Source organism: Micromonospora sp. RV43 (assembly GCF_001029515.1).
GTDB classification, from domain to species: domain Bacteria; phylum Actinomycetota; class Actinomycetes; order Mycobacteriales; family Micromonosporaceae; genus Micromonospora; species Micromonospora aurantiaca.
The window spans coordinates 1-9291 of record NZ_LEKG01000231.1 but is presented as its reverse complement, the minus strand read 5'-3'; the positions used below and the strand labels follow the sequence as shown (position 1 = coordinate 9291).

9 protein-coding genes and 1 pseudogene are annotated in these 9291 nt (G+C 68.3%); 1 reads left to right on the top strand and 9 read right to left on the bottom strand.

From position 1 onward, the window contains the following. Positions 1-97: 97 nt before the first annotated feature. The 8 genes and pseudogenes from ABD52_RS34120 to ABD52_RS34085 all read right to left on the bottom strand — a co-directional run bounded on the left by ABD52_RS34120 (position 98) and on the right by ABD52_RS34085 (position 5511). Positions 98-607: pseudogene (locus ABD52_RS34120) on the bottom strand (DNA cytosine methyltransferase). Further along, a complete protein-coding gene (locus tag ABD52_RS34115; RefSeq protein ID WP_047894450.1) occupies positions 604-897 on the bottom strand; it encodes a hypothetical protein in 294 nt (97 codons plus the stop codon). Before ABD52_RS34115 ends, ABD52_RS34120 begins: the two are co-directional and overlap by 4 nt. Further along, entirely contained in the window at positions 894-1184 is a 291-nt protein-coding gene (locus ABD52_RS34110; RefSeq protein ID WP_047894449.1) for a DUF4326 domain-containing protein, read from the bottom strand. The genes ABD52_RS34115 and ABD52_RS34110 overlap by 4 nt, the downstream gene beginning before the upstream one ends. Next, complete coding sequence (locus ABD52_RS34105; protein WP_047894448.1) at positions 1181-1420, bottom strand: hypothetical protein; 240 nt, start codon at positions 1418-1420, stop codon at positions 1181-1183. The genes ABD52_RS34110 and ABD52_RS34105 overlap by 4 nt, the downstream gene beginning before the upstream one ends. A gap of 147 nt (positions 1421-1567) precedes the next feature. Next, a complete protein-coding gene (locus ABD52_RS34100; RefSeq protein WP_047894447.1) occupies positions 1568-3736 on the bottom strand; it encodes a cell division protein FtsK in 2169 nt (722 codons plus the stop codon). A 91-nt stretch (positions 3737-3827) separates the two neighbouring features. Then, positions 3828-4619: a hypothetical protein gene (locus ABD52_RS34095; protein WP_047894446.1), complete on the bottom strand. Its 792-nt coding sequence runs from the start codon at positions 4617-4619 to the stop codon at positions 3828-3830. Between the two features lie 70 nt (positions 4620-4689). Next, positions 4690-4929: a DUF6284 family protein gene (locus tag ABD52_RS34090; RefSeq protein WP_047894445.1), complete on the bottom strand. Its 240-nt coding sequence runs from the start codon at positions 4927-4929 to the stop codon at positions 4690-4692. A gap of 339 nt (positions 4930-5268) precedes the next feature. Then, positions 5269-5511, bottom strand: a complete 243-nt coding sequence (locus ABD52_RS34085) for a helix-turn-helix domain-containing protein (protein ID WP_047894444.1) — start codon at positions 5509-5511, stop codon at positions 5269-5271. A 139-nt stretch (positions 5512-5650) separates the two neighbouring features. Between ABD52_RS34085 and ABD52_RS34075 the strand changes: the two genes are divergently transcribed. Then, positions 5651-6919, top strand: a complete 1269-nt coding sequence (locus ABD52_RS34075) for a hypothetical protein (protein WP_235437645.1) — start codon at positions 5651-5653, stop codon at positions 6917-6919. Here the strand turns inward: ABD52_RS34075 and ABD52_RS34070 are convergent. After that, complete coding sequence (locus tag ABD52_RS34070) at positions 6899-7933, bottom strand: NAD-dependent epimerase/dehydratase family protein (protein ID WP_047894443.1); 1035 nt, start codon at positions 7931-7933, stop codon at positions 6899-6901. The genes ABD52_RS34075 and ABD52_RS34070 overlap by 21 nt on opposite strands. Positions 7934-9291 lie beyond the last annotated feature (1358 nt).

The following is a 9291-nucleotide window of genomic DNA, read 5'->3' as shown; positions in this document are numbered from 1 at the left end:
CCATCAAAGTGACCGACAGCGGCGTCGAGGTCATCTCCGAGGGGCACTGGAAACTGTTCAACCCGGCGTCGTGAACGTCAACGACCCGTGATCTCCATCACGACTGCGCGAGAGTGTCCAGATAAAGGACGAACAGGCGCTTACGTGGGTGTGGCGCGCCCATCTCGCAAGCTGAGATGTAGCCGGCGCGGGCTCGGTATCCGAGCCGATCGAGGTCGCGGAGAACATTGGCAAGGCCTCGTGTTCGCAGACCGGGCACGTTCTCGCCGACGACCCAGGTGGGGCGGACGGCGGCGATGACCTCGGCCATCTCGGGCCAGAGCCATCGCTCGTCTTCCTGCGCCAGTTTGCGGCCCGCGTCACTGACCGGCTAGCACGGAAATCCGCCGGCGACCACGTGAACAGCGGGGCGGCGACGGGATCGCCACCAACTGGCGGCGGTACGGACGTCGTCATGGCAGGGCACCTCCGGCCAGTGGCGAGCCAACACGGAACGGCAGAACGGGTCGATCTCGACCTGACCCACGACGCGCATCCCGGCCCGTTCCAAGCCGAGGTCGAGTCCGCCGATGCCGGCGAACAGCGACAACACGTTGAGACCGGTCATGACGCGGCCCGCCTCGGACGGGGTCGGGCCGCGATCGCGGCGCGAGTCACGGCCATGCGCAGGTCGTTGAGCAGCCCGACCAGTTGGCGGCGGGCGGCCACCTCGCCGGGAGCAAGTGCGACCCTCACCCGTACCTCGGCGTGCTCGCGACCGGTGGCGGTGCGCACGCGCACCAGGACGGCGCGGGCGCGGCCGGGCAGGTCGACCACGATCTCTGGCGAGCGGTGCTCGCCGAGACCGCAGCGGTGGTCCCGCCCGCACCACCTGGTGTGCACGTCGGTGCCGGTCATTGGGGCACCTCATTGGCAATGCGCAGGAGTTCATCGGCGTGGCAGGGCTCGTCGAGCGGGCACCAGCAGGCCAGGGTCTTGCCGGCCAGCTCGACACGGACCGCGGCGGCGTACTCCTGGTGCTCGGCGACCCATCGCCGGAACAGTCGGATCGCTTCCGCTCGGCCTTCTCCGCTGGTGCTGCGGACGAAGGGATTACCCCAGCGGGTGGGGCGGCCGACGTAGACGGCGCCGGCAGGCATCCGCCACCCAGCCCGGCGGCGCCGCTGGATACGCCGGGCGGTCACTGGTGGCCTCCCCGGTACTCGTTGCGGATGTAGTCGAGCAGCCGGCGGCCGAGGCGGACGCGGATGCCGGTGCCGTCGCAGCGGCGGCAGTCGCGGCGGGTGCCGATGGCCGTGCGGTGGTAACGCCGGCCGTGGCAGCGGCGGCAGCGTCCCCACGGTGAGGCCGCACAGACAGCCAGGTAACACAGTGCGTAACTGAGGATGGTGAGGCTAGCGAGTAGGGCAATGGTGGTCACGAAACGCCTCCACGAGCCGAGTTCAGGGTGCAGAGGGCCGACGCCGCTAGTGGTTAGGGCGCTGGCAAGGTGTCGAGTGGGTTGCTAGCGGGGGTGCTAGGTCTAGCGGGGGGCGCCGCTAGACCTAGCAGCCACATGCCGTCCGGGTTAGGCGGCTTTGTCCCCCCGGCGCTTATTACGCTCCGCTACCGCGTCGGCGATGTCGGCCCGGTCGATGCCGCGCCGATTGGCGCCCTTGCCGGTGGCCGGGTCGGTGCCCCACACCTGCCCCGTGGTGATGCCATAGGGCTTGAGCGCGGCGGTGAGCTGATCGCGGGTCAGGTCTCCGTACGCCTCTGGGTTGAGGTCGGCCAGCCGTTCGGTGAGCGTTTCGGCCCACACCTTCGCCTCGGTCGCGGGGACGATCGTGAGGATGTCGTCGAGCAGGGTGTCTCGCCGGGCGGCAGGGGTCGGCGTGGCTTGCCCGATGGCGTGACCGGTGAGCGTGCCGGCCGCCTCCCGCAGGGCGCGAGCCCGGTCGGTGATCTTCTCGGCGGTCGGGCCGTCGACATAGAAGGTCCGGACGATCTGGGCGTCGTCGGCCGCGCCGACGAGGTAGCCGACGCCCTTGTCCTTCTTGGCGAACATCGTGGCCCGGATGCCGTTCTTGTAGGCCGAGGTGCCGAGGATCATGTCGTTCTCGATCTGGCCCATGACCCGCAGGCAGAACCGTGTCCCCGCGTTGGCGCTGACGCCGGTGGGCAGGCTCTTGGCGTCGGGCCGCTGCGTGGCCACGACCAGAATGACGCCCAGGGCGCGGCCCAGCTTGATGACCTTCTCGGCCAGTTCGCCGGCTTCCTTGCCGAACTCCGCGTGCGAGAACAGCTCCTGCACCTCATCGAGGGCGACCACGAGCCAGTGCAGGCCCAACTTCTTGCGGCGGGCCAGCTCGGGGGTGACCTTGTTGTCCGGGCACACCGTCTTGGGCAGGCCCTTGATGACGGCGGCGCGGCGCTGGCACTCCTTACGCAGCTCCCGCAGTGCCAACAGGCCCTGCTCGGCGGTGTCGTCGTCCTGCCCCGAGGCGTAGCGGGCGGACACCTTTTCCAGGGGGTCGAGGCCGCCGGTGCCCTTGAAATCGAAGCACCACAGCTCGGCGTAGGGGTCGAGGGCGGCGGCGAGAATGGGCACCTGGGTGGCGGCGGTCTTGCCGTAGCCGGGGATCGAGCCGATGAGCAGGTTGGTGTAGGGCATCTCGATGGAGATGACCCGACCGCGCGGGTCAGTACCGAACGGCACCGGCCGCCCGAGGTCGAACGCCCCGGACGCCTTGAGCAGCGGCCACGGCTTGGGTGGGGTGGTGGCCATGTCCTGATCGCCCACCCACAGCAGCAGCCGTCCCGGGTGCACCTCCGGCTGCCCTTCGGGCCAGACGCAGCCGAGGGGGCGGGTGAGGCCGGCAGCGAGCCGGTCGCGGCGCTCGATCACGTCGCCTGCGGTAACGCCGGGCGGCAGGTCGATGTCGGCCCGCCAGCCAGGGCCGTCGCGGGTGATCGGAGCGGTGAACGCCATCGCCTTGGTGCCCTGCTTGGCGATGGCCTGGGTGATGCCGGCGATGCCGAGCACGGCCAGGGCGCGCACCACCACGTCGGAGGTGAGTCGGGCGACGCGGGGGATGACCACGGCGGTGTCGAGCAGCGGCTTGTCCGCCGGCTGCCCCGCCAGCCCGCACAGGGTGACCAGCAGCGCGGGGATGGCCCACTGCGCCCAGCTCGGCGCCCACGCCATCGCCGCGCCGCCGACCAGGGACAGAGCGAGGGTGAAGGTGGCGACGATGCCGCGCCACCGCACGCGGCGGTCACGCTGCCGGGACAGCTTCAGGTACAGCTCACCGTCACGGGTCTCCGAGGTCGACTGCCGTAGCTGCTCGCCCTCCCAGTCGAACACCCACCGGGTCGCCCCGGAGGCGAGCCGCCACGCGCCGACCGGGGCGCGCAGCGCGAGCTTGCCGACGTACTTCGGCAGGCGGGTGAGGTGGTAGGCGGTGGTGTGGAGCAGGTGCCCGACCGCCCACCGCATCACGTCGACCAACTCGTCACGCGAGCGCAGCCAGGCGGGCAGGATCGGGCGGCGCTGCCCGGCGCGGGCGCCGTCGAGGGTGAACCGCGGCGACCGTTGCGCGGCCGGCGAGTCGACCAGCATCAGCCCGTCGTCGTCCGAGGTGGGGTTGCGGGCCGCGCGGGCGGCGTCTAGGTCGACCACGTCGGCGTCCGGGTTGTTCAGGTCGCGTTCGGCGGCGTGCCAGTCGAATCGGTCGTCGTCGTTCGGGGGGTTCATGATGGGGGTTCCTCCAACGGTTTACGGATCGGTAGGGGGACCGGCGGCGCGGCACGGTTCCTAGGCCGAAGGGCCGCGCCGCCGGGCGGAACTAGTCGCGCGTGCGGACGAGGTGCGCGAGTGCGGCGCCCATGCCGAGCACCGCGACCGGCAGGCACGCGACGGCGGTGGTGATCCACCACGGGGCCGACGTGACCCCGGCGGCCTCCAGGAGGTGATAGGCGACCTGGCCGAGCGCGCCGACGACGAGGGAGCCGAGGGCGGACCACTTGGCGAACCGCAGTGCCGGGGCGGGCACCCGCCCGGAGAGCCACACGTAGAGCGCGTACGCGCCGTACGTCTCGACCCCGATGGGCAGGGTGATCGCGGAGTTGATGGAGAAGCTGTCCCAGATCCCGGGGAGCGGGTGCACAATGCCGAACCCGGTGAGTCCGCCGAGGCCGACCCACCCGGACCAGATGGCCACGAACGCCGGCAGCGCCAGCAACACCACCGGCCACGCCACCGCCCGACGCGCCGGGGCGGTCGGTGCGGGCGTGTCCGGGCGACTGACCGCGCTGGCCTCGGCCGGCGGCTCGGCCGGCGTGATCTCCGGCGCGGGCGTCGGGTCCGCCTCGACCGGCGACGCGGGCTCGGGTACGGCCGGCGGGTCGGCCGGGTCCGTGGTGGTCGGCTCGGCGGTGTCGGCCGGCGGCGTGGCGGGCTCGGCCTTGAGCAGCGTGAGCAGTTCACCGGCCTTGGGTGCGCCGATGCGGAACTCGCGCATCAGCCGGTTACGGGACGGGAACGCCTCGCCTTCGGGCAGTTCCAAGGCGCGGGCGGCGGGCAACAGGTCTTCGATGGGCTGCGGATAGCGGGTGCCGTTAATGGTCGGGGCAGTCATGACAGGTGACCTCCGGTCAGGCGAGTAGGGCGGCAGGTCGGAACAGGTGGCCTTCGTTGGCGCTGGTCGGCTAGGCGGCCCGGTCGGTACGGCTGCTGTCGATCAGAGCGCGGGCCTCACGCAGGACACGCCGCTGCGCTCGGCGGATGCGCTGCCAGTCCAGGTCACTCGGGTGGCCGTCGCTGGTCACGATGGCGATCTGCGCGTCGAGCAGCAGGACTTCCGCCTCGATCAGGGGCATCTCGCCCTCGATCGCGGCCAAGTCGTCGGCGGTCGGTTCGGGTGTCGGGAAGGGCTTGAAGCGGGTCACCTCGTGTCCTTTCGCGTGCCTCGCATCCCTCGCGAAGCGCTTGTCTGTTGCGCAACAAGGTAGCGATACGCGGGTCTGTTGCGCAAGTAGGTAGCGGTATGTTGGTGCGATGAGTGACGCCCGAGATGTGCTCTCAGCAGCGACGAAGCGATACCAGCGGACCGAGGCGGCTCACGAGGCCGCCCGCGATGCCGTAGTGGCGGCTGTCCTCGCTGCCCTCCGCGAGGGCGTCGGCCCTTCCGAGGTTGAGAGGTTGTCGCCGTTCAGCGGGGCGTACATCCGGAAGTTGGCTCGGGAGAACGACATTCCGCCGGCGCCGCCAGGGCCGAAGCGTGCGGGTTAGCTGGCGGGCCTCAACGCGTAGTTGCCGGCGTCGACCAGGCCGTGAGCCAAGGCTGAAGCCTCCATATCGTCGATGGCGCGGGCGGGGATCACGAACCGTCCTCGGACCTTGATGGCAGGAAACTGCCCGGCGTGGATGGCTCGGTAGAGAGTCACCTCCGACATGCCAAGGAGCGCAGCAGTGTCCGCGACGGACCGGAAGCGGGGGCGCTCCTGAACATGGGCGAGGGGTTCAGCCACGGGAGTCTCCTCAGTAGTCTGATGTGGCGAATGGCTTTCTGATATCCAGTGAAGTCGAAGTCGGACGGCGCGCCCATGCAAGGCAGGTGCAACCGTGCGGCAAGCCGATGCAACGAGCGCGGGGACCACGATGGCGGCGGTGGATCAGTGGACGGGGCGTCTCGCCTGCGCGCTGCAAGCCGCTGCCGGCATGACGAACGAGGGATTTGCCGGGTGGCTGGGCATCGCGGTCAGGACGGTCGCGTACTGGCACAGCCGGCCGGAAACCGTGCCCGGAAACGCGAATCAGGAGGTGCTGAACGCTGCCTTCGATCGACTCTCGGACGCAGTGAGATCACGTTTCCTACACAACCTGAACAGCGGGGCTGGCAAGGAAGGAAGCCTCAGCGGTGGCCATGCTGTTGGTGATGTCGTGAGCGACGCTGCCGACGCAATCGTCAACGACTCGCTTTTGTCGAGCATCGGGGTACCGCACGAGTCGATCGAGGCATTGCAGCAGGACATGGCGCTGCTGGCCAGGTCTGGCGGGATGGCTGCCTTCGACACGTTCTCAAGCGGACGCCGGCTGCGTGACGAAGCGCGAGCACTCGCTGAGCGGACGCGTCGGCCGGGGGAGTTGGCCGACCTGTTCGTGGTCATCGGCCAGGGCGCGTCACTCATGGCCTCTACCGCCTTCGACCTCGGGCACTGGCACGAGTCGGCGGCGCTGGCCAGGGCGGCGACCCAGTACGCGGATCTCGCCGGCCATGCTTCGTTGAAGGCATGGACGTACGGCCTGCAAATGACGCTGGCGAACTGGCGCAGTGAGCCGGATGCCGCCCTGAGCTACTTCGCCCGAGCGATGCGCGCGGCACCTGACGGCGAGCCGAAGCTGAGGCTGCGCTACATCGCTGCTCGCTCCCACGCCCTACTTGACGACTCAGAGTCGGTAGCTGCGGTGCTGGACGCTGCCCAGCGGGACCGGGAGGCGGCAGAGGGCCAGCCCGACGAACTGGCTATGTCGACCGGCGGAGAGTTCGCATTCGGAGACGCGCGCGCCGCGGCTTGCGCCGCCGCCGCATGGCTCGACCTCCGGAACGGCGACCAAGCCGCGCGGTACGCCCGTGAGGCGCTGAGCGTCTACCAAGCGCTGCCGGCGGCGAGGCGGCCGTACTCGCAGATCAGCGGGACGAAAATCGACGTAGCCGCAGCGCACCTCCACATGCGGGACAAGGACGGCGCTGCGGAAGCTCTGCGTACCGTTCTCGAACTGTCTCCCCACAAGCGCAATGTCTCGCTGACTGGCCGGCTGGCCCGGATCGAGCGTCTGCTGAACGAAGCGCCGTGGAGCGGTGACGCCGAGGCGCGGCAGCTCGGCGAGCGCATCGCAGTGTGGCTGTCGGAGACCTCAGCTCGACCGCTCGCCTGAGCGGCGCCAAGCCGCCAACACCCGTGCCTCCTTCTCTGGACTGATGCCTATCTCGGCGGCGCGGTCATGGTTGCCGACGTCCCCGCTGTCGACCAGCCACCGCCAGGTGTCCCGCACGGTCTGTTCGAGCGGGCGGGTGCGAAGACCGGCGGCCTGCGCGGCGGTGGTGTCGACGTTCCAGACGCCGTCGAAGGTGCGCCAGAGCGGCAGCTCGGACCACTGCCGTACGCCCTGCCCGAGTAGGAAGTCATCGGGCACCCATGTGAAGGACGCATCCGTGTGCGTCGAGTCGGCGCAGTGCGCGAGCAACTCTCCGAAGGTTGCGCTGCCGATGGGGGCACAGACGTTGTATGCGCCGGACGACTGGTCGCTGATGGTCCGCAGGGTGAACGCGGCCAGGTCGCGGACGTCAACCGGCTGAATGGTCCGGTCTGGGAACCCCGGTGCCAGCACCTCCCCACCTGCGGCCACACGGCGCAGCCACCAGGGCAGGCGGCCAACGTACTCGCGTGGGCCGAGCACGACGCCGGGTCGCAGAATCGTTGTTCGGTCGGCCCCGAACGAGGCGATTGCCGCAGCCTCGCAACCGGCTTTCTGGTAGCCGTAGCGGGTCGGTCCGTCCTCGGTATCGGTGCCGTAGTCCGGGCCGGCGTCTGGCGGGCAGTAGAGCACTTCGGACCGCTCCTTGAGCGGCTTCACTGGCCAGTCTCGGTACACGCTCAGCGTCGACATGAAGACATAGCGGGCAGCGGCAGGCGCGAGCGTCCGGGCGACGGCGAGGGTGTTGCTAGGCACGTACCCCGATGTGTCGACCACTGCGTCCCAAGTGCCAGAGGCAGCGAGGCGAGCTACGTCTTCCGGGTGCGTGCGATCACCTCGGACGGAAGGCACGGCCTCCGAGAAGGGGTCGGATGTACCGCGGTTGAAGGTGGTTACCTCCCAGCCGACATCGATCGCGGCCATGACGACCGCGTGACCCACGAACCAGGTTCCGCCGAGCACCAGCAAGCGCATGTGCCTATCATGCCGAGCTGCAGAACCGTTGCCGAATCTGCCGGGTGCTCCTGGATAGCGACTCTGAAGGGAGCCGTGCCGGCTCGGCTACGGCCTGCTAGCACGGATTAGGGGCTCGTCTATGTCGGACCTTGGCCTTAACGTGCTGTTATGGCCATCGACACTAACAGTGATCCTGGCGGTGGGGAACGCGCCTCGGGCGCTGCTGACGCCCCACCCGCATGGCAGCCTTCTGCGGGAGAAGCCAGCGAAGCAGCGGACCACCTGAGCGAGCCACCGCCTGAGGGGAAGGTGGCCCATGGCGACCGGTGGCCTCCGCCGTGGTTGCAAGCGACAGCGATTCTTGCAGTAGTCGCCATCTCCTGCTTCTTGATGCTCACTGTATTTCGGTTCTTCGAAAACGTAGCTGAGTTGGTGTCACAACTCGGCTCGACGCGTGCCTTGCGCTCTTTTGTCACGCCTGTACGCGCCTACGTGGCGACTCATTCGGAGGGTTTTTCCTTTGATCGTCGCGAGCTATTTGGTATCTGGTCGACCTCGGGTTTAGTTCTGTTCCTTTTCTCGTCGTTCGGTTCACGCGGCGCACGCGCCGGTTGGTTTATTTTCGGGGCGCTAACGGCAGTGATGGTCAAAGAGGGGGCGGAACCGAAAAATGCAGGACCGGCCATCGGAATCTGGGCCCTGTGGTGGTCAATTCTTTCGATTTGGGCGTTTAGGCGAACGTCCGATTACCAAGATGATGCGCCTCGGTTCAATCGGCGTGGCAGTGAGCTCGCTTCAATCTGGGCGAACGGACTATCGGTGCTGTTGCTAGGCTCTCGGTACTCTGGATTGGCCCGCTCGTCTGATTCTTATGCCCCTGCGTACGGGGGGGCTGCCTCTGACCGGGCAGCCGAGCTTAGGGGCGCCCAACTGCAGCAGCGAGTGATGGATAATGTTGCACGCCGCGGGTTCCCCGATGCTGCCTCGTACTTGAAGGCAAACTGGGGTCGGTCCAGGCAGGTGTTGTCCGAGGAGCTAGGTGCCCCTGAATGGTTCTTAAAGGAACTGATCAAAGTAAGCTTTCCGCCACGACCTGGAGAAGCAATTGGCCGAGTGCCCTGGCAGATCAAGCAGGAGGCGGCGGATCGTTTCAAGGAGGGGGAGACCTTTGCTGCCATCGGCAGAAGGTATTGCCTAACGGGACCGACAATCAGTCGATGGATAAAAGAGATGGGCGTAGAGCGGTCCACTAGCCTCAGCCCTTCATTAAGGGCGGGTCCATATAGTGGATCTTGAAAGGAAGATGCCTTCCGGCCTGGGAAGATAGGACTTGCTGAGGGTCTCATCTATCCCGGACGGAAGGCACCTGTCAGGTG

Bases quoted from the DNA above. Each gene is read 5' to 3' on its own strand.
- ABD52_RS34095 (WP_047894446.1), bottom strand. From the start codon at position 4,619: ATGACTGCCCCGACCATTAACGGCACCCGCTATCCGCAGCCCATCGAA.
- ABD52_RS34115 (WP_047894450.1), bottom strand. From the start codon at position 897: ATGACCGGCACCGACGTGCACACCAGGTGGTGCGGGCGGGACCACCGC.
- ABD52_RS34070 (WP_047894443.1), bottom strand. From the start codon at position 7,933: ATGCGCTTGCTGGTGCTCGGCGGAACCTGGTTCGTGGGTCACGCGGTC.
- ABD52_RS34100 (WP_047894447.1), bottom strand. From the start codon at position 3,736: ATGAACCCCCCGAACGACGACGACCGATTCGACTGGCACGCCGCCGAA.